General features: G+C 70.9%; 21 protein-coding genes. 17 read left to right on the top strand and 4 right to left on the bottom strand.

Annotated elements, in window-relative coordinates; all coding sequences use genetic code 11:
- The first annotated feature begins 34 nt into the window (after window positions 1-34).
- From ACIQ9G_RS11900 to ACIQ9G_RS11860, 9 genes are all read left to right on the top strand, one after another.
- The gene (locus ACIQ9G_RS11900) at window positions 35-1,177 is read left to right on the top strand and encodes a DUF4190 domain-containing protein (protein ID WP_403608339.1); all 1,143 of its coding nucleotides are present in this window, start codon (window positions 35-37) and stop codon (window positions 1,175-1,177) included.
- A 147-nt stretch (window positions 1,178-1,324) separates the two neighbouring features.
- Entirely contained in the window at window positions 1,325-2,077 is a 753-nt protein-coding gene (locus ACIQ9G_RS11895) for a GntR family transcriptional regulator (protein WP_403608338.1), read from the top strand.
- Window positions 2,078-2,498: 421 nt separating this feature from the next.
- On the top strand, window positions 2,499-2,696 hold the full coding sequence (locus tag ACIQ9G_RS11890; protein ID WP_392191003.1) for an SPOR domain-containing protein: 198 nt from the start codon (window positions 2,499-2,501) through the stop codon (window positions 2,694-2,696).
- Between the two features lie 42 nt (window positions 2,697-2,738).
- Window positions 2,739-3,188 (top strand): (deoxy)nucleoside triphosphate pyrophosphohydrolase, encoded by a 450-nt coding sequence (locus tag ACIQ9G_RS11885; protein WP_403608337.1) that lies wholly within the window; start codon window positions 2,739-2,741, stop codon window positions 3,186-3,188.
- A gap of 134 nt (window positions 3,189-3,322) precedes the next feature.
- Window positions 3,323-3,751, top strand: a complete 429-nt coding sequence (locus tag ACIQ9G_RS11880) for an ATP-binding protein (protein WP_403608336.1) — start codon at window positions 3,323-3,325, stop codon at window positions 3,749-3,751.
- Window positions 3,752-4,002: 251 nt separating this feature from the next.
- Window positions 4,003-6,669: a SpoIIE family protein phosphatase gene (locus ACIQ9G_RS11875; RefSeq protein ID WP_403608335.1), complete on the top strand. Its 2,667-nt coding sequence runs from the start codon at window positions 4,003-4,005 to the stop codon at window positions 6,667-6,669.
- Between the two features lie 101 nt (window positions 6,670-6,770).
- Window positions 6,771-7,910: a hypothetical protein gene (locus ACIQ9G_RS11870; protein WP_403608334.1), complete on the top strand. Its 1,140-nt coding sequence runs from the start codon at window positions 6,771-6,773 to the stop codon at window positions 7,908-7,910.
- The gene (locus ACIQ9G_RS11865; RefSeq protein WP_403608333.1) at window positions 7,907-8,881 is read left to right on the top strand and encodes a phosphotransferase; all 975 of its coding nucleotides are present in this window, start codon (window positions 7,907-7,909) and stop codon (window positions 8,879-8,881) included. The genes ACIQ9G_RS11870 and ACIQ9G_RS11865 overlap by 4 nt, the downstream gene beginning before the upstream one ends.
- Window positions 8,882-8,884: 3 nt before the next feature.
- Complete coding sequence (locus ACIQ9G_RS11860; RefSeq protein ID WP_403608332.1) at window positions 8,885-9,178, top strand: hypothetical protein; 294 nt, start codon at window positions 8,885-8,887, stop codon at window positions 9,176-9,178.
- A gap of 13 nt (window positions 9,179-9,191) precedes the next feature.
- On the opposite strand, the gene ACIQ9G_RS11855 is transcribed toward ACIQ9G_RS11860, so the two are convergent.
- The 4 genes from ACIQ9G_RS11855 to ACIQ9G_RS11840 are packed head-to-tail and all read right to left on the bottom strand — an operon-like array spanning window position 9,192 to window position 13,066.
- The gene (locus ACIQ9G_RS11855; protein WP_403608331.1) at window positions 9,192-9,962 is read right to left on the bottom strand and encodes a succinate dehydrogenase/fumarate reductase iron-sulfur subunit; all 771 of its coding nucleotides are present in this window, start codon (window positions 9,960-9,962) and stop codon (window positions 9,192-9,194) included.
- Window positions 9,959-11,896 carry a fumarate reductase/succinate dehydrogenase flavoprotein subunit gene (locus ACIQ9G_RS11850; protein ID WP_403608330.1) on the bottom strand — a complete coding sequence of 646 codons (1,938 nt, stop codon included), beginning with the start codon at window positions 11,894-11,896 and terminating at the stop codon, window positions 9,959-9,961. Before ACIQ9G_RS11850 ends, ACIQ9G_RS11855 begins: the two co-directional genes overlap by 4 nt.
- A gap of 26 nt (window positions 11,897-11,922) precedes the next feature.
- Window positions 11,923-12,759, bottom strand: a complete 837-nt coding sequence (locus tag ACIQ9G_RS11845; RefSeq protein ID WP_403608329.1) for a hypothetical protein — start codon at window positions 12,757-12,759, stop codon at window positions 11,923-11,925.
- Window positions 12,760-12,778: 19 nt separating this feature from the next.
- A complete protein-coding gene (locus tag ACIQ9G_RS11840) occupies window positions 12,779-13,066 on the bottom strand; it encodes a hypothetical protein (protein ID WP_403608328.1) in 288 nt (95 codons plus the stop codon).
- Window positions 13,067-13,401: 335 nt separating this feature from the next.
- On the opposite strand from ACIQ9G_RS11840, the gene ACIQ9G_RS11835 reads away from it, so the two are divergent.
- From ACIQ9G_RS11835 to ACIQ9G_RS11800, 8 genes are all read left to right on the top strand, one after another.
- Window positions 13,402-15,585, top strand: coding sequence for an ABC transporter family substrate-binding protein (locus tag ACIQ9G_RS11835; RefSeq protein ID WP_403608327.1), 2,184 nt, complete (start codon window positions 13,402-13,404; stop codon window positions 15,583-15,585).
- A gap of 205 nt (window positions 15,586-15,790) precedes the next feature.
- Window positions 15,791-17,707 carry a translational GTPase TypA gene (gene typA / locus ACIQ9G_RS11830; protein ID WP_403608326.1) on the top strand — a complete coding sequence of 639 codons (1,917 nt, stop codon included), beginning with the start codon at window positions 15,791-15,793 and terminating at the stop codon, window positions 17,705-17,707.
- Between the two features lie 684 nt (window positions 17,708-18,391).
- The gene (locus tag ACIQ9G_RS11825; protein ID WP_403608325.1) at window positions 18,392-20,014 is read left to right on the top strand and encodes an ABC transporter substrate-binding protein; all 1,623 of its coding nucleotides are present in this window, start codon (window positions 18,392-18,394) and stop codon (window positions 20,012-20,014) included.
- Between the two features lie 169 nt (window positions 20,015-20,183).
- Window positions 20,184-21,116 carry an ABC transporter permease gene (locus ACIQ9G_RS11820; protein ID WP_403608324.1) on the top strand — a complete coding sequence of 311 codons (933 nt, stop codon included), beginning with the start codon at window positions 20,184-20,186 and terminating at the stop codon, window positions 21,114-21,116.
- Window positions 21,109-22,056: an ABC transporter permease gene (locus tag ACIQ9G_RS11815; protein WP_403608323.1), complete on the top strand. Its 948-nt coding sequence runs from the start codon at window positions 21,109-21,111 to the stop codon at window positions 22,054-22,056. Before ACIQ9G_RS11820 ends, ACIQ9G_RS11815 begins: the two co-directional genes overlap by 8 nt.
- Window positions 22,057-22,067: 11 nt before the next feature.
- Window positions 22,068-23,126, top strand: coding sequence for an ABC transporter ATP-binding protein (locus ACIQ9G_RS11810; protein ID WP_403608322.1), 1,059 nt, complete (start codon window positions 22,068-22,070; stop codon window positions 23,124-23,126).
- A complete protein-coding gene (locus ACIQ9G_RS11805) occupies window positions 23,119-24,267 on the top strand; it encodes an ABC transporter ATP-binding protein (protein WP_403608321.1) in 1,149 nt (382 codons plus the stop codon). The genes ACIQ9G_RS11810 and ACIQ9G_RS11805 overlap by 8 nt, the downstream gene beginning before the upstream one ends.
- Window positions 24,268-24,517: 250 nt before the next feature.
- Window positions 24,518-26,140: an ABC transporter substrate-binding protein gene (locus ACIQ9G_RS11800; protein ID WP_403608320.1), complete on the top strand. Its 1,623-nt coding sequence runs from the start codon at window positions 24,518-24,520 to the stop codon at window positions 26,138-26,140.

The raw sequence follows: 26,140 nt of genomic DNA, 5'->3' as shown, positions 1-26,140 counted from the left end.
CGTACGCCCGTTCCCCGACCGAAACGCGGTGCCCGTGACCCAGCCTCCGCCCCCCGGGCCCGCGCAGCCCCCGCATCACCAGGGGCCGCCCGAGCCGCCCTACCGCCCCTGGGGGCAGGGCTACAGCCCGCAGTTGCGGCCCTGGCCGGTCAGCGGGTTCGCCGTCGCCTCGCTCGTGTGCGGCATCCTCTGCTTCGTGCCCGGTGTGGGACTCGTCCTCGGGCTTGTCGCGCTGCGCCGGATCCGGCGGCGACGCGAGCGGGGGAGGGGTATGGCGATCACCGGGGCCGTGCTGTCCTGCGTCGGCCTCGCCCTGTGGGGCCTCGTGATCGCGACGGGCGGGGACGGCCCGGACTTCGGAGTCCGGGGCGGAGCGGCCGGAGGCTCGGGGGTGTCCCTGGTCAAGGGGGAGTGCTTCGACGTGCCCGGCGACTCGCTGGACGGCGTGATGACCGGCGAAGTCGAGCGGGTGCCCTGCGGGAAGCGGCACGACGGCGAGGTCTTCGGCGTCCTGCGGATGACCGGCATCTACTACCCGGGCCCCCTCCAATTGCGGACGACCGCCGAGGCCAAGTGCCCCGCACTGCTGGACCGTTACGCCCTGGACCGCTGGGCCGTTCCGGTCGGCGTGCAGCCGTATCACCTCACCCCGACCCCGCGGGGCTGGGACCTCGGCGACCGCGGGATCGCCTGCGTCTTCGGCCGCGAGGGCGTGGGCCTGACCGGCTCGCTGCGCAGCGACGCCACCACCCTCGACGCGGACCAGGTGGCGTTTCTGAAAGCCGCTCACGTCCTCGACCTGGCCCTCGACGCGCAGCCCGCGCGGGGCCCCGGCCGGGACCTGCCCGGTGCCCGGCGCTGGGCGGTGCGGGTGGCGGCCGCGCTCGGCCGGGAGGCCGGGCAGTTGCGCGCGCACCGGTGGCCAGCGGCCGCGGGGAAGCCGGTGGCCGGCCTGCGCGCCGATCTCGAACGCGCCGAGGGCGCCTGGGCGTTGGCCGCCGCGTCCCCCGACGTCGGCACCTTCGCGGTGCGCCGCGCCCGCGCCTCGGCCCTGATCGACCCCTTCCGGTTCATTACCGCGCGCAAGGCTCTGGGCCTCGCCGCCGTCCCGCCGACGCCCCGTGACGGCGCCGCCGACGTCGGCGGTGGGGGAACTGACCCCGTCATCGAGGTGTGAGGGCGCCTATAGCGGGGAGAAAGTGCCTGCGTAAAGCCCTCGGAGCGCACAAGTAATCACATCGAGTGATTCTCTGGCCTTTACTTGCCTCGCACAACCCACGGTTGCCAGGCTGTTGCTGTCTGTACAATCTGATGGGAGCGGCCAGTGACTTTCGGTGAGCAGCCGGCGTACCTGCGCGTCGCGGGTGATCTCCGCAAGAAGATCGTCGACGGCCAGCTGCCGCCGCACGCCCGGCTGCCCTCCCAGGCCAGAATCCGCGAGGAGTACGGCGTCTCGGACACGGTCGCCCTGGAGGCGCGCAAGGTGCTGATGGCGGAGGGCCTGGTCGAGGGCCGCTCCGGCTCGGGGACCTATGTGCGCGAGCGGCCCGTGCCGCGCCGGGTCGCCCGCTCCGGCTTCCGCCCGGCCGGCGGTGCCACGCCGTTCCGGCAGGAGCAGACGGACGTCGAGGTGCGCGGCAGCTGGGAGTCGAGCAGCGAGCAGGCGGACGCGAGCGGCGCCATCGCCGAGCGGCTCGGCATCAAGCCCGGCGACCGCGTGATGCGCACCAAGTACGTGTTCCGGGACGCCGGGGAGGCGATGATGCTCTCCACCTCCTGGGAGCCGCTCGCCGTCACCGGCCGGACGCCGGTCATGCTCCCCGAGGAGGGCCCGCTCGGCGGCATGGGCGTGGTCGAGCGGATGCGCGCCATCGACGTCGTCGTGGACAACGTCACCGAGGAGGTCGGTGCCCGTCCCGGCCTCGCCGAGGAGCTGCTCGCCCTGGGGGGCGTGCCCGGTCATGTCGTCCTCGTCGTGCAGCGCACGTTCTACGCCTCCGGCCGCCCCGTCGAGACGGCGGACGTGGTCGTGCCCGCCGACCGCTACCGCGTGGCGTACCACCTGCCGGTGAAGTGACCCCGCCCGCCCCGGCCCACCCCGCCCGACCCGGCCCCACCCCCGTCCGGAGCGGCCGGGGACCCCGGGAAGTGACCGGTGACGTAACCGGGGCGTAGCGCTGCCCGTGGGGTGGTGCACGCCCCTGGGGGCGGTCGACCGGGACGCCGTCGCGTCCGGCGGCCGCGCGGGGGCGCCGGGTTCCGGCCGTTCTCGCAGGTCGTTCCGAGGGTCGCCTGACGTCCCCGACCGGATACGGTGAGCTCCGTCGACGGCGCGTTCGACTCCGTGCGCCCCCTTGCTACTGGCTGGTTGCATACCTCTTTGTGAAAAGCCGTAATCGCTGCGTGAAGGTAAGGCGTAGGCTCGGGCATATGCGGATTGCGGTTTCCTTAGCGGGCGGGGCGCGGCGGCAGCCGGACACGGGAAGCGGAGGGGCGCGATGAACGACAGTACGGTCACTCTTCCCTGGCTCGTCATACGGCAGGACGACAACGGCAATCGCTACCGCGTGGGCCGGTACGCCACCCGTGCGGAGGCCCAGAGGATCGCGGACAGCCTCGACGACCGGGGCCACAAACAGCTGTACTGGGTCGAACGCATCGGGCAGGCCGGCGGCACCGGGAGCGCCGCCGGCTGACCCCCGCGCCGGTTCCCGCCGTGCTCCCGTAGGCTCCGGCGCATGACCCGACGGATCGTGGTGGTGGGTGCCGCCCTCCTGGACGACGGCCGCCTGCTCGCCGCGCGCCGCAGCGCACCCCCGGAACTGGCGGGCCGCTGGGAGCTGCCCGGCGGCAAGGTGGAGCCGGGAGAGAAGCCCGAGGCCGCCCTCGTCCGCGAACTGCGCGAGGAACTCGGCGTCGACGCCGAGGCCGTGGAGCGCGTCCCCGGCAGCTGGCCGCTGCGCACCCCCTACGAGCTCCAGGTGTGGACCGCGCGTCTGTGCCCCGGCTCGGCCGCCCCCGAACCCCTCCAGGACCACGACGCGCTGCGCTGGCTCACCCCCGCCGAGATCTGGGACGTGTCCTGGCTGGACCAGGACGTTCCCGCGGTCCGGGAGGCCCTGGCCCACCTGGCGGACGACTTCGCGGACCCGTGCGCGGATCCGTGCGCTGACGCCCCGGACGCGTGAACGCGAGAGGCTCGCCCGGACGCCGTACCGAGCCGTGGGCCCGTACGCCGTCCGCCCCACTGTGCGCCGTCACGGGAGGTACTCGCCCCCGTATATCGGGTATGTGCCCATTAACCCCATGAAACCGGACATGGGTGGGCTCACTGGCCTGGGAAGTGATCGGCGTGATCGACACCGAAGGCGACCGCGCCGAGTGGACCTTCTCCGCCGACCCCGGCGTGGTGCGTACCGCCCGCGCCGCCGTCCGCCGCCAGTTGCGCACCTGGGACCTCGACAGCGTCGGTGACACCGCGGCCCTGCTGGTCAGCGAACTGGTCACCAACTCCCTGCGGCACGCCACCGGTCCCATCGGCGTTCGGCTGGTGCGGCCCGCCGGACTGTCGAAGGTGCTGCTGGTCGAGGTCTCCGACACCCTGCCGGTCCCGCCCCGCGAACGCCCCGCCCGGCCCGACGACGAGAGCGGCCGCGGGCTGCAGTTGGTGGCCTCCTCCTCCCGTCGCTGGGGTACCCGTCCCGATGGAGCGGGCAAGACGGTCTGGTTCGAGTTGGCGGTGCCGGGGTGAACAGGGCTGTCTGAGCCCGCAATCGCCGTCGAACGACCGGACGCGACCGGGGGCGGTTGTCCGCGCGCGTGATTCGACGGGGTGTTGCCTGGTTAGAAGACTGATGGTGTTGTCGCAGGCCGGACCGAAAAGCATCGGGATGGTCCTGTGATCGTGAACACCGTGTTGCGCGGCGCCGTAGTGCTGGATACTGCGGGCAGCCGCCCCCGGTGACCGGTGCCGGACGCGGTGAGCTGGAGGGGACGGTTCGCGTGAGCGAGATACCAGCGAAGGCCACGGAGTCCGAGGACCCGTCGGGCGGCGCGAGGGCAACGGCCGCGGGCGGTTCCGCGGCCGGCGAGGCGGCGCGCGCGGACGCGATGTGGCAGAGCAGTCCGCCCGGCTCCATGTACGACTACATCAAGGTGGCCTCGTTCTCCATCGGCCCGGACGGCCTCATCGACCAGTGGAGCCTGCGCGCCGAACACCTCTTCGGCATCCCCGCGTCCCGCGCGGTCGGCATGGACCCCATCGAGGCCTTCGTCGACCCCGATCTGCGCGACCGCGGCCAGCGCAAGATGGCCGAGATCCTCGACGGGCGGGAGTGGACCGGCGTGGTCCCCTTCCGTGTGCCGGCCGATGGCGACAGTGAGTTCGAAGAGGGCGAAAGGGGCGAAGGCGGCGAAACGTACAGTGGGCGCGGCGGGCGCGGTGAGGAGGCCCTCGCCGAGGTCTACGTGATGCCGACGCGGACGGCCGAGGGCGAGAAGGCCGCCGTCTGCATCGTCGTCGACGTCCGTATCCTGCGCCGCATCGAGACCGACCTCGCCGCCTCTCAGGCGATATTCGGTCAATCTCCGTTCGGGTTCCTGCTCATCGACGCCGAGTTGCGGGTCCGGCGCGCCAACCAGCGGTTCGCGTCCACCTTCGGCGGCACCGTGGACGACCACCGCGGCAAGGGTGTCCACGACTACCTGCCGCGGGGCGAGGCCGAGCGCGTCGCCGCCACCCTGCGCCGGGTCCTGGAGACCGGCGAGTCCATCACGGACATGCACGTCACGGGCTTCGTGCCGGACTCGGAGGAGCGCCGTCACTGGTCCATCAACCTCTACCGGGTGCACAGCGGCAGCGGCCGCCCCATCGGCATCGCCTGGCTGGGAACCGACATCACCGCCCGCCGCGCCGCCGCCCGCGAGGCCGCCGCCGCGCGGCGCAATCTCGCCCTGCTCAACGACGCCGGAGCCCGCATCGGCAACTCCCTCGACCTGGAGACCACCGCGCGCGAACTCCTCGACGTCGTCGTCCCCGGCTTCTGCGACCTCGCCACCGTCGACCTCTACCAGGGACTGCTGGCCGGCGACGAGACGCCGCCCGGACTCGCCGACGGCAGCGCCGAACTGCGCCGGGTCGCCTTCTCCAGCGCCGTCTCCGACGCCCCCTTCACCGGGGCCGGCGCTCCCGTCGCGGTGGGGGCCGTCCACCACTTCCCCTTCAACTCGCCCTGTGCGGACGCCCTGCGCACCGCCCGCCCGCAGAGCGTCCCCGGCGAGGACGGCGGCCTGGTGCACTCCACGCTGGCCGTCCCGATGGTCGCCCACGACACCGTCGTAGGACTGGCGCAGTTCGCCCGCACCAAGGGCAGCGAGCCGTTCGGCGACCGCGACCGCGCCCTCGCCGTCGAACTCGCCGCGCGCGCCGCCGTCTGCATCGACAACGCCCGCCTCTACCGGCGCGAGCACGAGCGCGCCCTGATACTGCAACGGTCCCTGCTCCCGCCCGGCGACCCGGAGGCCTCCGGCCTCGACATCGCCTGCCGCTACCTGCCCGGCAACGCGGCCACCGGCCGGCCCAGCGAGGTCGGCGGCGACTGGTTCGACGTCATCGAACTGCCCGGCCACCGCACCGCGCTGGTCGTCGGCGACGTGATGGGCCGCGGTCTGCGGGCCGCCGTCGCGATGGGCGAACTCCGCACCGCGGTGCGGACGCTGGCGCTGCTCGACCTCGAACCGGCCGAGGTCCTGTCACAGCTGGACGAGATCGCCCGCGGCCTCGGAGCCCCGGGCGGCGTGCAGCAGGCGACCCGGGCCGCCCGCCGCCCCCGCGAGGCGGACCTGTCCGAGGTCTACCTGGCGACCTGCGTCTACGCGGTCTACGACTCGGTCACCAGGAGGTGCACCTTCGCCAACGCGGGCCACCTGCCGCCCGTTCTCGTCGAACCCGGCGAGGCCGCGCTGATGCTGGACGTGCCGCCGGGGATGCCGCTCGGCGTCGGCGGGGAGCCGTTCGAGGAGGTGGAGGTGGAACTGCCCGAAGGGGCCCTGCTCGCCCTCTACACCGACGGCCTGGTCGAGTCCCGCGACCACCCGCTGGACGAGGGGCTGCAGGCCTTCGTGGGCGCCCTCACCGACCCCACGCGCCCCCTCGAGGACGTCTGCGACCAGGTCCTCAACACCCTCGACACCCATCACGGCGAGGACGACATCGCGCTGCTGATGGCCCGCGTCCAGGGTCTGCCCGCCGAGTCCGTCGGCGACTGGACCCTGCCCCGCGAGCCGCGCAGCGTCGGCCGCGCCCGCGAGTACGCCCGCTCCCAGCTGCTCGCCTGGGACCTGGAACCGCTGGTCGACACCACCGAACTCCTCGTCAGCGAGCTGGTCACCAACGCCCTGCGCTACGGCGAGGGCGAGATCAGACTCCGGCTGCTGCTCGACCGCACGCTGGTGTGCGAGGTGTGGGACTCCGGGCTCGTCCAGCCGCGCCGCCGCCGCGCGCGCGACACCGACGAGGGCGGCCGCGGACTCCAGCTCGTCGGCCTGCTGAGCGCGGCCTGGGGCTCCCGCCGGACCCCGCGCGGCAAGACGGTCTGGTTCGAACTCCCGCTGCCCGACGGGGAGAACGGGCTGGCCGACCCCGCGGAGGCGCTGCTCAGCCTGTTCTGACGGCAGCCCGTCCCCCGGCGCAACCGCGGCCCCGCGGTTGATCGTCGTTCCCTGAAGCGACTGCGACTGCGACTGCGACTGCGGCACGGGAGGGGACGGGCGTGGGCTCGGATGCGGGCACGGGCACGGACAGGAACGCGGACACGGGCACGGGCACGGACAGGAACGCGGACGCGGTCGCGGAGGAGCCGCAGGCCGGAGCGGAGCCGGAGGACACCCCGTCCCACCGGCGGTCGCGGCGCCTCCGCCTGGCCCGGCGCATCGCCCTCGCCGTCGCGCTCGCCGTGCTCCTGCCCCTCTTCGCCGCCGAGGCCGCCCTGCGGGTGAACTACACCGGCGACCCGGCCGAGGGAACGCGCACCCGGAGCCGGGACGCGATCTGGCTCGGGCACGCCTGGGTGGACGGGCGGAAGAAGGACGCCGACGTCGCCGCGCTCGCGCGGCGGCTGCGCGGGACCGGGATCCGCGACCTCTACGTGCACGCGGGCCCACTGGAGCACGACGGCACGCTGCCCACATCCGCCTACCGCAACGCCCCTTGGCTCCTCCGCTCCGTGCACCGCGCGCTGCCCGGCGTCCGCGTGCAGGCCTGGCTCGGCGACAGGCTCGCCAGTGAGGGCCCGGACGGCCTGCGCCTGGAGCGGGCCGGGACCCGGGCGGCCGTGGTCCGCTCCACCCGCGAGGTTCTCTCCACGGGCTTCGACGGCGCCCACTTCGACCTGGAGCCCCTGCACTCCGGCGACCGCGACTACCTCTCCCTCCTCGACGGCCTGCGCCGCGTCACCCGCGCCCACGACGCCCTCCTCTCGGTCGCCGCCCACCAGATCGACCCGCTGCCCGCCTTCCACTCCTTCTGGGGCACGACCACCGGCCACCCCAAGTGGTGGTCGCAGGCGTACTTCGGCGAGGTCGCCCGCCGCGTCGACCAGATCGCCGTCATGTCGTACGACACCATGCAGCCGCTGGAGAGCCTGTACGGCGGCTATGTCGCCCAGCAGACCGGCCTTGCCCTGGAGGTCACCCCGCGCTCCACCGACCTCCTCATGGGCCTGCCCTTCTACCACGAGAACCGCTTCGGCCACTGGGCGCACGCCGAGACCGTCCCGGCCGCCGTCCGGGGCGTACGCCTGGGCCTGTCCCGTACGGACGCCGACCGCGCCCGCTTCGGGGTGGCCCTGTACGTGGACTTCGCGGCCACGGAGGGCGACTGGAGGGCCTACGAGGAAGACTGGGTGCGGTGACCCACAAGCGAAAGCACCGGACCGTCGCCGACCTCGCCCCGCTCGCCCGTGCCGCGGCCGGCCCGGGCCGCACCCTGCGCGCCGTCACCCGGCTGCGCGGCGGCTCCAGGAAGGGCGTGTACCGCCTCGCCTTCGACGACTCGACCACGGCCGTCGCCTACGTCTGGTCCCCGGACGAGGACTACTGGGACGAGCCGGACGGCGACCCCCGCGACCCCTTCTCGCACGCCAGTGGCCTCGGCCTGTTCACGGCCGCGCACACCCGCCTGTCCGCCCTCGGCGTCCGCACGCCCCGCCTGCTCCACGTGGACACCACCGCGCACGCGGCCGTCGTCGAGGACGTCCCCGGCGGCAGCCTGGAGGAGGCGCTCGCCCGGGACCCGGACGCGGCCCGCCCCACCCTGGAGCGCCTGGCCGAGGCGCTGGCGGCCCTGGGCGACTGCACGGCAGCCGCCCACGGCAAGGTCGCGCTCGTCGACAACGGCGGCTTCTCGTACGGCGGTTCGTGCGCGCGGCTCGTCACCGATCGCGCGCTGGCCGGCATCGCCGAGACCGCCGTACGCGACCGGAGGGTGGCCGAGGCCCGCGACGCGCTGGAGGAGACCGTGCGTTCCCTGGCCGCCGAGGTCCGCCCGCGATCCCGGCACACCCTGGTCCACGGCGAACTCGGCCCGGACCACGTCCTCGTGGACGCCGGCGGCGCACCGGTGCTCATCGACATCGAGGGACTCATGTACTTCGAGGCCGAGTGGGAGCATGTGTTCCTGCGGCTCCGCTTCGGCCCGCACTACGACACGCTCCGCGCCCCCGGCCTCGACGAGGCCCGCCTGCGTCTGTACCGGCTGGCCATGCACCTCGACCTCGTCGCCGGGCCCCTGCGGCTGCTCGACGGGGACTTCCCGGAGCCGGAGGTGATGAGGGCGATCGCGGAACACAATCTGGCGCGGGCGCTGGACCTGGTGGGAGCCTGAGGCGTGCAGACGATACCGACGGTTCTGGCGGCTCTCTTGGTGTCCGGGCTCGCGGCGATGGGCGTCGCGGCGATCAGGACGGGTTGGTTGCTGCCGTGGGGTGCCTACCTGATCCTGCGCCCGAGGCTGTGGGGATACGGCTCGCTGGTCCTCGCGGCCGGAGCCGCGCTGTTCATGTCTCCGGTGGCCTTCCCGGGCCTCGCGGACCGGTTCGCCGTGCTGCCCGTGGTCGGCTGGGCCGTCTTTCTGGTGGGCCTGGTGATGCAGATGGCGGCCCGGTGGCAGGGCCGCTTCTAAACCGCCCCTACTTCTACTTCGACCGCCTCCCGATCTTCGACCCCAGCCACACCAGCGGGTCGTACTTGCGGTCCACCGCCCGTTCCTTGAGCGGGATCAGCGCGTTGTCCGTGATCCTGATGCCCTCGGGGCACACCTCCGTGCAGCACTTGGTGATGTTGCAGTAGCCGAGGCCGTGCTCGTCCTGGGCCGTGCGCTTGCGGTCCAGGCCGGTCTCCTCCGCCGCGTCCAGCGGATGCATGTCCAGCTCCGCCACCCGCATCAGGAAGCGCGGGCCGGCGAACGCCGTCTTGTTCTCCTCGTGGTCGCGGACCACATGGCAGACGTCCTGGCACAGGAAGCACTCGATGCACTTGCGGAACTCCTGCGACCGGTCCACGTCCTCCTGGAACATGCGGTACTCGCCCGGTCCCAGGCCCTCGGGCGGCACGAACGCCGGGACCTGTCGCGCCTTGGCGTAGTTGAAGCCGACGTCGGTCACCAGGTCGCGGATCACCGGGAAGGCGCGCAGGGGCGTGACGGTGACGGTCTCGTCGCGGTCGAACACCGACATGCGGGTCATGCACATCAGCCGGGGCCGTCCGTTGATCTCGGCGGAGCAGGAACCGCACTTGCCCGCCTTGCAGTTCCAGCGCACGGCCAGGTCCGGCGCCTGGGTGGCCTGGAGCCGGTGGACGATGTCCAGCACCACCTCGCCCTCGTTGACCTCGACCGTGAAGTCCGCCAGGCCGCCGCCCTGCGCGTCGCCCCGCCACACCTTGAAGCGGGCCTCGTAGCTGCTCACTCGTAGAGCTCCTCTTCGGCGAGGTACTTGACCAGCTCCTCCTTCTCGAAGAGGGCGAGCAGGTCGGGGCGGACGGGTTCGGTGGTCTCCCGGTCCAGGGTGATCTGGCCGCGCACCGGGTCGGTGGCCCCCAGGCCGCCCGTGGGGTCGGCGAGCCGGCACAGCAGGTTGATCCGGCGCCAGGCGCGGTCCATGGCCGGGAAGTCCTCGCGGGTGTGCCCGCCACGCGACTCCGTGCGCTCCAGCGCGGCCCGCGCCACGCACTCGCTGACCAGCAGCATGTTCCGCAGGTCCAGGGCGAGGTGCCAGCCGGGGTTGAACTGGCGGTGGCCCTCCACCCCGGCCCGCCGGGCCCGCGTCCGCAGCTCCGCCAGCTTCCGCAGCGCCTGCTCCATCTCCCCCTCCCGGCGGATGATGCCGACCAGGTCGTTCATGGTCTGCTGGAGCTCCTGGTGCAGGGTGTACGGGTTCTCCGGCGGCCTGCCGGCCGGTTCCTCGCTCTCCGCCGAGAACGGCCGCAGCGCCTCCGCGGCCGCCGCGTCGACCTGGGCGTCGTCGACGGGCGGGCGGTCCGCCGCGAGCCGGGCCGCGTGCTCCGCCGCGTGCCGGCCGGCCCGGCGCCCGAACACCAGCAGGTCGGACAGCGAGTTGCCGCCGAGACGGTTCGAGCCGTGCATACCGCCGGCCGCCTCCCCGGCCGCGTACAGCCCCGGCACCCCGCGCGCCGCGGCCGTGTCCGAGTCGACCGCGATGCCGCCCATCACGTAGTGGCAGGTCGGCCCGACCTCCATCGCCTCCGCCGTGATGTCGACGTCCGCGAGCTCCTTGAACTGGTGGTACATCGACGGCAGCCGGCGCCGGACGACCTCGGCGGGCATCCGCGTCGAGACGTCCAGGAAGACCCCGCCGTGCGGGGAGCCCCGGCCCGCCTTCACCTCGGAGTTGATCGCGCGGGCCACCTCGTCGCGGGGGAGCAGTTCGGGGGGACGGCGGTTGTGGTCCGGGTCGTCGTACCAGCGGTCCGCCTCCTCCTCCGACTCGGCGTACTTCTCCTTGAAGACGTCGGGGACGTAGTCGAACATGAACCGCTTGTCCTCGGAGTTGCGCAGCACCCCGCCGTCGCCGCGCACCGACTCGGTGACGAGGATGCCCTTCACCGACGGCGGCCAGACCATGCCGGTGGGGTGGAACTGCACGAACTCCATGTTCAGCAGCGGCGCCCCGGCGAGCAGGGCGAGCGCGTGACCGTCGCCGGTGTACTCCCACGAGTTCGACGTCACCTTGAACGACTTGCCGATGCCGCCGGTGGCGATCACCACGGCGGGGGCCTGGAGGACGAAGAAACGGCCGGTCTCCCGCTCGTAGGCGAAGACCCCGGACACCCGGCCCGTCCCGTCCTTGAGGACCCGGGTGACCGTGCACTCCTGGAAGACCCGCAGCCGGGACTCGTGGTCCCCGGTCTCCCGGTGGTCCTGCTGCTGGAGCGCGACGATCTTCTGCTGGAGGGTGCGGATCAGCTCCAGGCCCGTACGGTCGCCGACGTGCGCCAGGCGCGGGTACTCGTGGCCGCCGAAGTTGCGCTGCGAGATCCGCCCGTCCTTGGTCCGGTCGAACAGCGCGCCCCAGGTCTCCAGCTCCCACACCCGGTCGGGCGCCTCCCGGGCGTGCAGCTCGGCCATCCGCCACTGGTTGAGGAACTTCCCGCCGCGCAGGGTGTCGCGGAAGTGGACCTGCCAGTTGTCGTGCTCGTTGACGTTGGCCATCGCCGCCGCGATGCCGCCCTCGGCCATCACCGTGTGCGCCTTGCCGAACAGCGACTTGCAGATCACCGCCGTACGCGCCCCGCGCTCGCGCGCCTCGATCGCGGCGCGCAGCCCGGCGCCGCCCGCGCCGACCACGACGACGTCCCACTCCTGCCGATCCACCACGGACATCAGAAGGCCTCACTCACCGAAACTCGTCAGAAGAAGCGCGGATCGTCGAAGACGCCGGACGCGAGCAGGTACACGTAGAAGTCGGCGACCGCCACGCTCAGCAGCGACGCCCAGGCGAGCTGCATGTGGCGGGCGTTGAGCCGGCCGACGAACCGCCACATCCGGTAGCGCACCGGGTGCCGGGAGAAGTGCTTGAGCTTGCCGCCCACGATGTGCCGGCAGGAGTGGCAGGAGAGGGTGTACGACCAGATCAGCACGATGTTGACCAGGAAGACCACCGTGCCGAGGCCCATGTGGCCCCACGCGTGGTGCTCGTCGCGGAAGGACAGCACGGTGTCGTAGGTCAGCACGCCGGCGACCAGGATCGCCGCGTAGAAGAAGTACCGGTGGACGTTCTGCAGGATCAGCGGGAAGCGCGTCTCGCCGGTGTACGTCCGGTGCGGCTCGGCGACCGCGCAGGCCGGCGGGGACGCCCAGAAGCCCCGGTAGTAGGCCTTGCGGTAGTAGTAGCAGGTCAGGCGGAAGCCCAGCGGGAAGATCAGGATGATGATCGCCGGGGAGAGCGCCCACCAGCTTCCGAAGAGGTCCGCGTTGGGGCCCGCGTGCATGGTGGCGCAGTTGCTCGCCAGGCACGGCGAGTAGAACGGCGAGACGTACGGCGCCGCGTAGTAGTCCGCGTCGGCGAAGGCCCGCCATGTCGAGTACACGATGAACGCGAGCAGGCCGGCCGCGGTGGCGGCGGGTGCCAGCCACCAGCGGTCGGTCCTCAGGTGCGGGGCGTCGATCGCGGCGCGCGCCGGGGACCGGACGCCGCCGCGGTGCGGATGGGGGTCGGTGTCGGGGGGTTCCGTACCAGTGGCCAAGTCGAGGACTCCGGTCGGGTCAGGGGGCGTGGCGGTCGCGGGCGCCGAGTCCCTCGTCGTCCGAGTCCGTCCACAGGGAGATGTCGTAGGGCGCGTCGGAGATGGTGACGAGCGCGGGCCGCTTAGCCGCGGCGGGGCCTTCGGAGACCTCGCGCAGCAGGGCGACGCTCTCGCGCAGGTGGTCGGCGTCGGCGCGCACGCGGCGCATCTCCAGACCGCCGCCCAGCTGCTGTTCCAGTCGGCCCACCGACCGCAGCAGCTCGTCGAGGGTGCGCTGGACCGACGTCAGGTCGTCGTGCACGGACATGACGTGACCTCACTTCCACGGGCCGTCGGGGCCCAAGCGGCAACGTTCATGCGCCTGCGAGTGTTGCGCGTCACACCGGTCGGTGGGAAGGCATGTGCAGCGATTGGCGGATTGCACACCCCTCGCGCGCGCCCGCACGCGCTCTGCGTGCGCCGGGGGCGTGGTTCCTCCGCACGGGTGAGCTTGCGGCCTCCCGTCGACGTGTCGCCCTCGGCAGGTGAAGCCTTTCCTCTTCAGTGGGGCCATAGATCTGATCAGCACCAAAATACCGCCAAACGTGATCAGAACCCACCCGTGTCCACCGGCGGGAGCGGCTCTCCTCGGAGGTAGCACAGATGTCCCACGACGGTGTCGGACCCCGCGCTCTCACGCGTGCGCTCGCCTTCCTGGCCGCTGGGGCCCTCGCGGTGCCCCTCCTCGCCGGCTGCGGCTCCGACGAAAAGCGCAGCAAGCCGCTGGCCGGGCAGGACATCGGGTCCGCCGCCCGGAACCTGGTCGCCGACGGAGGAACCCTGCGCTGGGCCGTGGACGCGGTGCCGCAGACGCTGAACACCTTCCAGGCGGATGCCGACGCGGGAACCACCCGCGTGGCCCAGGCCGTCCTGCCCGCCATGTTCCGCCTCGACGCGAACGGGGGGCCGCAGCTCGACCCCGCGTATCTGGAGACCGCCCGGATCGTGGAGACCGAGCCCAGGCAGGTCGTCGTCTACCGGCTCAACCAGCAGGCGGTCTGGAGCGACGGCCGGGAGATCGGCGCCGCCGACTTCGCCGCCCAGTGGCGCGCCCTGTCCGGCAAGGACACCGCCTACTGGACCGCCCGCAACGCCGGGTACGACCGCATCGAGAAGGTCGAGCGCGGCGCGAGCGACCTGGAGGTCAAGGTCACCTTCAGCCGGCCCTACGCCGACTGGAAGTCGCTGTTCTCGCCGCTGTACCCGAAGGACGTCACCGGCACCCCGGACACCTTCAACGACGGGGCGCGCAAGAAGCTCCAGGTCACCGCCGGCCCGTTCACCGTCCAGCGGATCGACACCAAGAACAAGGACGTCGTCCTCGCCCGCAACCCGCGCTGGTGGGGCCACCCGGCCAAGCTGTCCGGGATCGTGCTGCACGCCGTGCCCCGCGACCAGCGCGTGTCCGCGCTCGCCGCCGGCACGGTGGACGTCGCCGAGGTCGACCCCGGCGACGCTGCCAGCATTGCCTCCGCCGCGAGGGCCCGCGGCGGATCCCCCTTGCCGGGCCCGGTCGCCGGCCGCACCGCCGCCCAGGCGCTGCGCGAGGTGCGGCTGCGCAAGTCGCTGGAGCCCGCCTACACCCAGCTCGCCCTGAACGGCGCCGACGGCCCCCTCGCCGACGAGCGGGTGCGGCACGCGGTGGCGCGGGCCCTCGACCGCGGGCAGCTCGCCGGGCTGGTCCTGAAACCGCTGGGGCTGCCCGCGGTCCCGGTCGGCAGCCACCTCGCCCTGTCCGGCCAGGACGCCTACGCCGACAACAGCGACGCGCTCGGCGGGCAGGACACCGCCCAGGCGCGGGCGCTGCTCGCGGACGCCGGCTGGGTGCCCGGCCCGGTGAAGAAGGAGAAGAAGGGCGAGAAGGCGGCCGGCGCCACGGGCCGGCCCGCCGGGGAACGGTCCCCGGGCGGCGACGACGGCACGTACATCGTCGGCCGGAACGACAACGTCGAGGACCACAAGGCGGGCGACCCGGCCGACAGGAACAGGGACGGCGACCACAAGGACCGTGAAGCGCCCGCCCGGGACCGGCAGGGCCCCCTGGAGAGCGAGGACGGACACGCGGGGGAGGGCGGCGGCGCCCGGCAGTTCGCGCAGGACGGCCGGCAGTACGCCAAGGAGCACCTGAAGCGGGGCGGAGCGCCCGGCGCCTACGCCCCCCGTGGCACCGTGGCCCCCCGTGGCACCGCGGCCCCGGCGGGCGGCGCCCCCGGGCCGCTGGCCAAGGACGGCAAGCCGCTCACGCTCCGCTTCGTGCTCCCCGCCGGGCCGGGCTCCGACACCCTGCGCAAGGTCGCCGACCGGATCTCCGCCATGCTCGGCAAGGTCGGCATCAGCACCGAGATCACCAAGGTCCCGGACGAGAGCTACTTCAAGGACCACATCGCCGCCGGCCAGTACGACCTGGCGCTGTACTCGTGGCCCGCGTCCGCCTTCCCGGCGACCGACGCCCGCCCGATCTACGCCAAGCCGGTGCCGGCCGCCGACGGCTCCCTGAACGTCCAGCAGAACTACACCCGCGTCGGCACCGACCAGGTCGACCAGCTCTTCGACCAGGCCGTCGCCACCCTGGACGAGGACGAGATGCGCGCCCTGGTCCGCAGGGCCGACGCCCGCATCTGGGCGGCGGCCGGCTCCATCCCCCTCTACCAGCGCCCCCAGCTCGTCGCCGTCCGCGGGAACCTCGCCAACATCGGCGCCTTCGGCTTCCGGACCCCGGTCTACGAGGACATGGGCTTCCTGAAGAAGGGCGCCGTCCCGAAGGCCGGATCCCCGGCCGGGAACTGAGGCGCCGGCCCCCGCGCCGAGGGTGTGCGGCGCACGCCGAGGGGCCCCGAGGGCCCCGGCCGGGCCCCGCGGCACGGGCCGCGAGGGCCGCCTCCGGCCGGGGCCCGTACCATGGGGTGAGGCCGTGGCATGTTCAGCCCGGCAGGGTCCGCGTAACACCGATGTACGCGCAGGCCTTCCTCACACTCCGGGAGTACGCCGCAATATGGCTGTGACTGCTACGCGTCACGACATCCGTAACGTCGCCATCGTCGCCCACGTCGACCACGGCAAGACGACCATCGTCGACGGCATGCTGAAGCAGGCCGGTGCCTTCGCCGCCCACCAGCTCGACTCGGTCGACGACCGCATGATGGACTCGAACGACCTGGAGCGTGAGAAGGGCATCACGATCCTCGCCAAGAACACGGCGGTGAAGTATCACCCCAAGGACGGCGGGGAGCCCATCACGATCAACATCATCGACACCCCCGGCCACGCCGACTTCGGCGGCGAGGTCGAGCGCGGTCTGTCGATGGTCGACGGCGTCGTGCTGCTCGTGGACGCCTCCGAGGGCCCGCTGCCGCAGACCCGCTTCGTGCTGCGCAAGGCGCTCCAGCAGCGCCTGCCCGTCATCCTGTGCATCAACAAGACGGACCGCCCGGACTCCAGGATCGACGAGGTCGTAAACGAGACCTACGACCTCTTCCTCGACCTGGACGCCGACGAGGAGCAGATCGAGTTCCCGATCGTCTACGCCTGCGGCCGTGACGGCATCGCCTCGCTGACCAAGCCGGACAACGGCACCGTCCCGTCCGACTCCACCAGCCTGGAGCCGTTCTTCTCCACCATCCTGGAGCACATCCCGGCCCCGACCTACGAGGAGGAGGCCCCGCTCCAGGCCCACGTCACCAACCTGGACGCCGACAACTTCCTCGGCCGCATCGCGCTGCTCCGCGTCGAGCACGGCGAGCTGCGCAAGGGCCAGACGGTCGCGTGGATCAAGCGCGACGGCACGATCAGCAACGTCCGCATCAGCGAGCTGATGATGACCGAGGCGCTCACCCGCAAGCCGGCCGAGAAGGCCGGCCCCGGTGACATCTGCGCCGTCGCCGGCATCCCCGACATCATGATCGGCGAGACCCTCGCCGACCCGGAGAACCCGGTCGCGCTGCCCCTGATCACGGTCGACGAGCCCGCGATCTCCATGACCATCGGCACCAACACCTCGCCGCTGGTCGGCCGCGGCGGCACCGGCAAGGGCGCCGACGCGAAGGCGGCCGTCAAGGACCGCAAGGTCACCGCCCGCCAGGTGAAGGACCGCCTGGACCGCGAGCTGATCGGCAACGTCTCGCTGCGCGTCCTCGAGACCGAGCGCCCGGACGCCTGGGAGGTCCAGGGCCGCGGCGAGCTGGCGCTGGCCATCCTCGTCGAGACCATGCGCCGCGAGGGCTACGAGCTGACCGTCGGCAAGCCGCAGGTCGTCACCAAGGACGTCGACGGCAAGGTCTACGAGCCGGTCGAGCGCATGACGATCGACGTGCCCGAGGAGCACATGGGCGCCGTGACCCAGCTCATGGGTGTGCGCAAGGGCCGTATGGACAACATGTCGAACCACGGCTCCGGCTGGGTCCGCATGGAGTTCGTGGTCCCCTCCCGCGGTCTGATCGGCTTCCGCACCGAGTTCCTGACCCAGACCCGCGGCACCGGTATCGGCCACTCCATCCACGAGGGCTTCGAGCCGTGGTTCGGCACGCTGCAGACCCGCAACAACGGCTCGCTGGTCGCCGACCGCGCCGGTGCGGTCACCGCGTTCGCGATGACCAACCTCCAGGAGCGTGGCGTGCTCTTCGTCGAGCCGGGCACCGAGGTGTACGAGGGCATGATCGTCGGTGAGAACTCCCGCTCCGACGACATGGACGTCAACATCACCAAGGAGAAGAAGCTCACCAACATGCGGTCGTCGACGGCCGACGTGGCCGAGTCGATCGTGCCGCCGCGCAAGCTCTCCCTGGAGCAGTCGCTGGAGTTCTGCCGGGACGACGAGTGCGTCGAGGTGACCCCGGAGGCGGTCCGCATCCGCAAGGTGAACCTGGACGCCCGCGAGCGCGCCCGCGCCGCGAGCCGCGCCAAGCACGGCTGACGAGCCGAGCACGGCTGACGAGCCGAGCACGGCTGACGCGCCGGCTTCGCACACGCGACAGGGCCGGGCACCCCGCGAGGGCGGGGTGCCCGGCCCTCGCGTTCGGCGCGATGTCGCGCTGCGTGACGAAAGGCGAGGGTAGGGAAAACCCTTCACCTTGGCGCGGAATCGATCCGGAGCGGCTGGTTCGCACTACCCTGCTCGGCACATGCACCCAGAACACATCAACCGGAGGCTGGATTCAACAGCCTTTGTCCGGGAGGCCGTTGACGGGGGCGGGACGGCAGGTGCACGGTGCGCATCGCAATGTGGGCATGCCGAAGGAACCCCACTCGGGACAACCGTAAACCGCAACAGGTTTTTTCCCGTCAACCGTCCGCTATGCGGACACTCGGAACCGCTAGATGTGTAACAAGTCCGTTTCGCAGGGATCTTTCGCCAAACCCTTTGTCCGTTTTTCGGAAGAAGTAGGCGTCAGGTGTGATCGAACCGAGACCTAATGGGTGTGGTCGGCCGAATGGTCGATAGCAGATAGTTAGGCGCGTAGAGCTCGGATGAGCGCATCACCCTTTGCAGTGGGCGACGGCGAGCGTGCAGGGCACCTGACTTTCTCCGGATCACGTGTCGGTGGAATGTCGTGTGCCCAGTCTTGCGGTGAACTAAAGGACTCATGAGGAGGAACCCATGCGCGGTGCCAAGAGTGCCAAGTGGGTGGCGATAGCCGCGGTTGTGGCGCTGGGAGCGACCGCCTGTGGTGGTGGCAGCGACAAGGGCAGCGAGGGCAATGCTGCGGTCGACCCGAACGGCAAGTTCTCGATCGAGGTCGGCGAGCCGCAGAACCCGCTGCAGCCGGCGAACACCATGGAGTCCAACGGCAGCATCGTCACGCGTGCCCTGTTCACCGGTCTGGTGGACTACGACGCCAGCGGCAAGATCGTCATGATGAACGCTCAGTCGGTGGACACCAAGGACAGCAAGACCTTCACGGTCAAGCTGAAGCCGGGCTGGAAGTTCCACGACGGCACCCCGGTGACCGCCCAGTCCTACGTCAAGGCCTGGAACTGGGCCGCGAACCCGGCGAACAAGCAGACCAACAGCTTCTGGTTCGCGGACATCCAGGGCTACGACGAGGTCGCCCCCGCCAAGGGCAAGCCGAAGGCCACCGAGATGTCCGGTCTCAAGGTCGTCGACGACAACACCTTCACCATCACGCTCAGCAAGTCCCTGCCCTACTTCGTCTACAAGCTGGGCTACGAGGTCTTCTCGCCGCTGCCCGAGTCCTTCTACAAGGACCCGAAGGCCGCGGGCGAGCACCCGATCGGCAACGGCCCGTACAAGTTCGTCAGCTGGCAGCACAAGAAGCAGATCGAGGTCGCCCGCTACGACGGCTACCAGGGTCCGAACAAGGCCAAGAACGGCGGCGTTCTCTTCAAGAACTACGCCAAGCTGGAGACCGCCTACCAGGACCTGAAGTCCGGCAACCTGGACGTGATGCGCCAGATCGCCCCGCGCGACCTGCCCGTCTACAAGGCCGACCTCGGCGACCGTGCGGTGGACCAGGCGTACTCGGGCATCCAGACCATCGCCGTGGCCTTCTACACCAAGCAGTGGAAGGGCATCGACCCCAAGGTCCTGCAGGGCCTGTCGATGGGTATCGACCGGGACACCATCACCAAGACCGTGCTGCAGGGCACCCGTGAGCCCGCCACCGGCTGGGTCGCCAAGGGCGTTCTCGGCTACCAGCCGAACGCCGCGGGCGACATCACCAAGTACGACCCGGCCAAGGCCAAGGAGCTCATCAAGGCCGGCGGCGGCGTCCCGGGCAACAAGATCTCCATCCAGTACAACGCCGACGGCGGTCACAAGGAGTGGGTGGAGGCCGTCTGCGGCTCCATCACCAAGGCCACCGGCGTGCAGTGCACGGGCGACTCCAAGGCCGACTTCCAGGCGGACCTCAACGCCCGCGACAACAAGGAAGTCAAGTCGCTCTACCGCTCCGGCTGGGTGCTCGACTACCCGTTCAACGCCAACTTCATCCGTGACCTGTACGGCAGCAAGTCCGACGGCAACCAGGGCGGCTTCTCCAACAAGGAGATCGACGGCCTGATCGCCAAGGCCGACGCCGCCAAGTCGCTGGACGAGTCGGAGAAGCTGTACCAGGAGATCGAGAAGAAGCTCCCGAACTACATGCCGAGCATCCCGCTCTGGTACTACAAGGTCAACGCGGGCTTCTCGGAGAAGGTGTCCGGCGTGAAGTACGCCCAGGACGGCGACCCGATCCTGACCGGCGTTCAGGTCAAGAAGTAACCGCTGACGATCAGCGAACGCCGTGCCGCACCCGGTTCCCGGGTGCGGCACGGCGTCGGCCGGACAGGCCGGGGGGCCCTTTTCGCCGGTGTACGTACGAAAAACCGACTCGGGGGAGTCGTTCGTACGCGGCGAAGGGGGCCCTCGCTGTGACTGACATGGAGGCACCATGGGGCGCTATGTCGCACGACGACTGCTCCAGATGATCCCGGTCTTCATCGGGACCACCCTGCTGATTTTCTTGATGGTCTACGCCCTGCCCGGCGATCCCGTGCGAGGGCTCTTCGGTGACAAGGGAACGAGTCCGGCGGTACTGGCCTCGCTGCGGCACCAGTACGGCCTCGACAAGCCCGTCCTGGTCCAGTACTGGGACTACATGCAGAACATCGTTCTGCACTTCGACTTCGGGACGCAGGTCGCCAGCGGCCGCCCGGTCACCGACATCCTCGGTGAGGCCTTCCCGGTGACGCTGCGCCTGGCCGGCCTGGCCTTCGTCATCGAGGCCGCGCTCGGCATCGTGCTCGGTGTCCTCTCGGGCATGCGCGCGGGCAAGGCCGTCGACACCGTCGTTCTCTTCGTGACGCTCCTGCTGATCTCGGTGCCGGTCTTCGTGCTCGGCTACATCCTGCAGACGGTGTTCGCCTTCCAGCTCGGCCTGCTGGAGCCCTCGGTGAACGACGACACCCAGATCAGCCAGTTGATGCTGCCGGCCATCGTGCTGGCCAGCGCCTCGCTGGCCTATGTGGCCCGGCTGACCCGCACCTCCGTCGCGGAGAACCTGCGGGCCGACTACATGCGCACGGCCATCGCCAAGGGCCTGCCGCGGCGCCGCGTGGTCGGCGTGCACCTGATGCGCAACTCGCTCATCCCCGTCGTCACCTTCCTGGGCACCGACCTCGGCGCCCTGATGGGCGGCGCGATCGTGACCGAGAGCATCTTCAACATCCACGGCGTCGGCGGCACGATCGCCGACTCGATCGTGCGTCGCGAGGGCACCACGCTGGTCGGCCTGGTCACCATCCTCGTCCTCGTCTACCTCGTCACCAGCCTGATCGTCGACCTGCTCTACGCGGTCCTGGACCCGAGGATCCGTTATGCCTGAGCTGACCACTTCCGCCGACGAGGCCGCCACGGCGGCCCCGAGCGCCGCCGCGGGCGCCAAACTGCCCGAGCCCAAGCCGGAGAAGACCCGCAGCCTGTGGGGCGACGCCTGGCGGGACCTGCGCAGCAACTGGGTGTTCATCGTCTCCGCGGTGCTGATCCTGCTGCTGCTGGTGATGGCCGCCTGGCCCAGTCTGTTCACCAGCGCCGATCCGAACAACAAGGACCTGGCCGCGCACTACCTGCAGCAGCCGCACTACGGCAATGTGTTCGCGGCCGACTGGCTGGGCTACGACGCCCAGGGCCGCAGCGTGTTCGCCCGCGCCATCTACGGCACCCGCGCCTCGCTTCTCGTCGGCGCCGGCACCACCCTGGTGGTGACGATTCTCGGCGGTCTGATCGGCATGCTCGCCGGCTACTTCGGCGGCTGGCTCGACGCCGTTCTGTCGCGTGTGACGGACATGTTCTTCGGCATCCCGTTCCTGCTCGGCACGATGGTGATGCTGAACTCCTTCACCGAGCGCTCGATCACGGTCGTGATCGGCGCCCTGGCCTTCCTCGGCTGGACGCAGACTGCCCGCGTGATGCGCGGCTCGGTCATCACCGTCAAGTCGACGGACTACGTGCAGGCCGCCAAGGCGCTGGGCGCGGGAACGAACCGCATCCTCTTCCGCCACGTGCTGCCCAACGCGGTGGCCCCGGTGATCGTCGTCGCCACCATCTCGCTGGGCGTCTACATCGGCGCCGAGGCGACGCTGTCGTTCCTCGGCCTCGGCCTGAACGGCGTGTCGTGGGGCAACGACATCTCCGACGGCGGCAACTCGATCCGGGTCGCGCAGTACATCATGCTCTACCCGTCGATCATGCTCAGCATCACGGTGCTGGCGTTCATCATGCTCGGTGAGGCCGTACGCAACGCCCTCGACCCGAAGACGCGCTGAGGGAGGCGTACGTGACCACCATCGAAGAAGTCGCTCCTGTGCCATCGCCCCGCGACGACGGGGCGGACGGCGGGCCACTGCTCGAAGTCCGCGACCTGCACGTCGAGTTCCACACCCGTGACGGGATCGTCAGGGCCGTCAACGGTGTCAACTACAGCGTGAACGCGGGGGAGACGCTCGCCGTGCTCGGCGAGTCCGGCTCCGGCAAGTCCGTCACCGCGCAGGCCGTCATGGGCATCCTCGACATGCCGCCGGCGAAGATCCCCCAGGGCGAGATCCTCTTCCGCGGCCAGGACATGCTCACCATGTCCCCCGAGGAGCGCCGCAAGATCCGCGGCCGCCGGATCGCCATGATCTTCCAGGACGCGCTCAGCTCGCTGAACCCGGTGCTGACCGTGGGCTACCAGCTCGGCGAGATGTTCCGGGTCCACCAGGGCCTGTCCAAGAAGGAGGCCAAGGCCAGGGCCATCGAGCTGATGGACCGGGTGAAGATCCCGGCGGCCGCGGCCCGCGTCAACGACTACCCGCACCAGTTCTCCGGCGGTATGCGCCAGCGCATCATGATCGCGATGGCGCTCGCCCTGGAACCGGACCTGATCATCGCCGACGAGCCCACCACCGCGCTCGACGTGACGGTCCAGGCCCAGGTGATGGACCTGCTCGCGGATCTCCAGCGCGAGTTCAACATGGGCCTGATCCTCATCACCCACGACCTCGGCGTCGTCGCCGACGTCGCGGACAAGATCGCGGTGATGTACGCCGGCCGGATCGTGGAGCGTGCCCCGGTCCACGAGCTGTACAAGCGCCCGGCGCACCCGTACACGAGGGGTCTGCTGGACTCGATCCCGCGCCTGGACCAGAAGGGCCAGGAGCTGTACGCGATCAAGGGTCTGCCGCCCAACCTGCTGCGCATCCCGACGGGTTGCGCCTTCAACCCCCGCTGCCCGATGGCCCAGGACATCTGCCGCACGGAGATCCCGGCTCTGCTGCCGGTCACGGAGCAGGACGGCACCGAGCTGGTGGGCCGCGCCTCGGCGTGCCACTTCCGGAAGGAGACGCTCCATGGCTGAGCTGAGCAAGAAGGACGTGCCGGCCGACGCCACGCCGAACGTCTCCGACGTGGACGTCGTCGACGCGCACTCCGAGGCGGAGGCGGTCGCCGCCATCGAGGCCCCCGTGGAGCGCGGCGAGCCGATCCTGCAGGTGCGCAACCTGGTCAAGCACTTCCCGCTGACCCAGGGCATCCTGTTCAAGAAGCACATCGGCGCGGTCAAGGCCGTCGACGGCATCTCCTTCGACCTGTACCAGGGCGAGACCCTGGGCATCGTGGGCGAGTCCGGCTGCGGCAAGTCGACGGTGGCCAAGCTCCTGATGAACCTGGAGCAGGCGACCGCCGGCGAGATCTTCTACAAGGGCCAGGACATCACCACGCTGTCCGGACGCGCCCTGAAGGCCGTGCGCCGCAACATCCAGATGGTGTTCCAGGACCCGTACACCTCGCTCAACCCGCGGATGACGGTGGGCGACATCATCGGCGAGCCCTTCGACATCCACCCGGAGGTGGCCCCCAAGGGCGACCGGCGCCGCAAGGTGCAGGAGCTGCTGGACGTCGTCGGCCTCAACCCGGAGTACATCAACCGCTACCCGCACCAGTTCTCCGGCGGTCAGCGGCAGCGCATCGGCATCGCCCGCGGCCTCGCGCTCAACCCCGAGGTCATCATCTGCGACGAGCCGGTGTCCGCGCTGGACGTGTCGGTCCAGGCGCAGGTCATCAACCTGATGGAGGGGTTGCAGGACGAGTTCAACCTGTCCTACATCTTCATCGCGCACGACCTGTCGATCGTCCGGCACATCTCCGACCGCGTGGGCGTGATGTACCTCGGCAAGATGGCCGAGATCGGCACCGACGAGCAGATCTACGACCACCCGACGCACCCCTACACCCAGGCGCTGCTGTCGGCGGTCCCGGTCCCGGACCCGGAGGCCCGCGAGCACCGCGAGCGGATCATCCTCACCGGCGACGTGCCGTCCCCGGCCAACCCGCCCTCGGGCTGCCGCTTCCGCACCCGCTGCTGGAAGGCCCAGGACAAGTGCGCCGAGGAGGTCCCGCTGCTCGCGATCCCCGAGCGTTTCAAGGGCGAGGACACCCCGGCGGCCCACGAGTCGGCCTGCCACTTCGCCGAGGAGAAGGACGTCGTCCACGCGGCCTGACCCGCGCCTCCTCGCGGTGACCACCCCGGTTCCCGGCACCTGACCCAGGTGCCGGGAACCGGCGTTTTCCCGGCTTTCACCTGGGCCTCAGGCGGCTGACGGGCGCGCTCCTGCCGGGTGCGTCCATCCGGTTGGTGTCCGGCGCCGGCCCGCGAGGCACGGGGGCGATGTGAGGCTTATGTGCTGATATGTGTGGGACCTCTCCGCGCCCCGGCGCAGGCGGCACAGCGCACTCCCGAGGAGGCACCCCATGCGCGGAGCCCGGCACGCCCGATGGACCGCGTGCGCGGTGGCCGCGGTGCTCGCGCCCGCCGCCTGCGGGACCGGTGTCGGCGTCGGCGGCGGCGCCGGAGTGCTCACCTCGTCCTGGGGCGACCCGCAGAACCCGCTGGAGCCCGCCAACACCAACGAGGTGCAGGGCGGCAAGGTCCTCGACATGATCTTCCGCGGGCTGAAGCGGTACGACCCGAGGACCGGCAAGGCCGAGAACATGCTCGCCGAGAGGATCGAGACCCACGACTCGCGGAACTTCACCATCACCGTCAAGGACGGCTGGAGGTTCAGCAACGGCGAGCCGGTCACAGCCCGCTCCTTCGTGGACGCCTGGAACTACGGCGCGAGCCTGCGGAACAACCAGAAGAACGCGTACTTCTTCGGCTACATCGAGGGCTACGAAAAGGTCCACCCCGAGAGCGGCGCGCAGCGCGCCGACACCCTCTCCGGGCTGAAGGTCACCGGCCCGAGAACCTTCACCGTCCGGCTGGGCCAGAAGTTCTCCACCTTCCCGGACACCCTCGGCTACCCGGCCTTCGCCCCGCTGCCCAAGGCGTTCTTCACCGACCACGCGGCCTGGGTGAGCAAGCCGGTCGGCAACGGGCCGTACCGGATCGAGTCGTACACCAAGGGCTCCGCGATGGCCCTGCGCAAGTGGGGCGCCTACCCCGGCGACGACAAGGCCCGCAACGACGGCGTGACCCTCATGGTCTACACCGACAGCAACACCGCGTACACCGACGTGCTGGCCGGCAATCTCGACCTCGTCGACGACGTGCCCGCCACCCAGCTCAAGAACGTCAGGACCGACCTGGACGGCCGCTACATCAACACCCCGGCCGGGATTCTCCAGACGCTGGCCTTCCCCTACTACGACAAGAGGTGGGACACCGGCGGGGCCAGGAAGGTGCGCACGGGCCTGTCCATGGCCATCAACCGCAGGCAGATCACCGAGACCCTCTTCCGCGACACCCGCACCCCGGCCACCGACTGGACCTCGCCGGTGCTCGGAACGGACGGCGGCTACAAGGCCGGTCTGTGCGGAAGCGCCTGCGACTACGACCCCGCGCGGGCCAGGGAGCTGGTCCGGGAGGGCGGCGGCATCCCCGGCGGCCAGGTGAAGATCACGTACAACGCCGACACGGGCTCGCACAAGCAGTGGGTGGACGCCGTGTGCAACTCCATCAACAACGCCCTCGGCAACGACAAGGCCTGCGTGGGCAATCCGATCGGCACCTTCGCCGACTTCCGCAACCAGATCGGCCGGCACAAGATGGCGGGCCCGTTCCGGGCCGGCTGGCAGATGGACTACCCGCTCATCCAGAACTTCCTCCAGCCGCTGTACTACACGGGCGCCTCCTCCAACGACGGCCAGTGGTCGAACAAGGACTTCGACCGCCTCGTCGACCGGGCCAACGCCGAGACCGACCGGGCGAAGGCCGTCCAACTCTTCCAGCAGGCCGAGGGTGTGGTCCGGGACAACATGGCGGCGATCCCGCTCTGGTACCAGAACGGCAGCGCGGGCTACTCGCAGCGGCTGTCGAACGTGGCGCTCAACCCCTTCAGCGTCCCGGTCTACGACGAGATCAAGGTCGGCTGA

This window comes from Streptomyces sp. NPDC096152 (assembly GCF_044763235.1).
Lineage (GTDB): Bacteria > Actinomycetota > Actinomycetes > Streptomycetales > Streptomycetaceae > Streptomyces.
The sequence above is the reverse complement of the archived record's forward strand: the minus strand, read 5'-3'. Positions and strand labels throughout refer to the sequence as shown.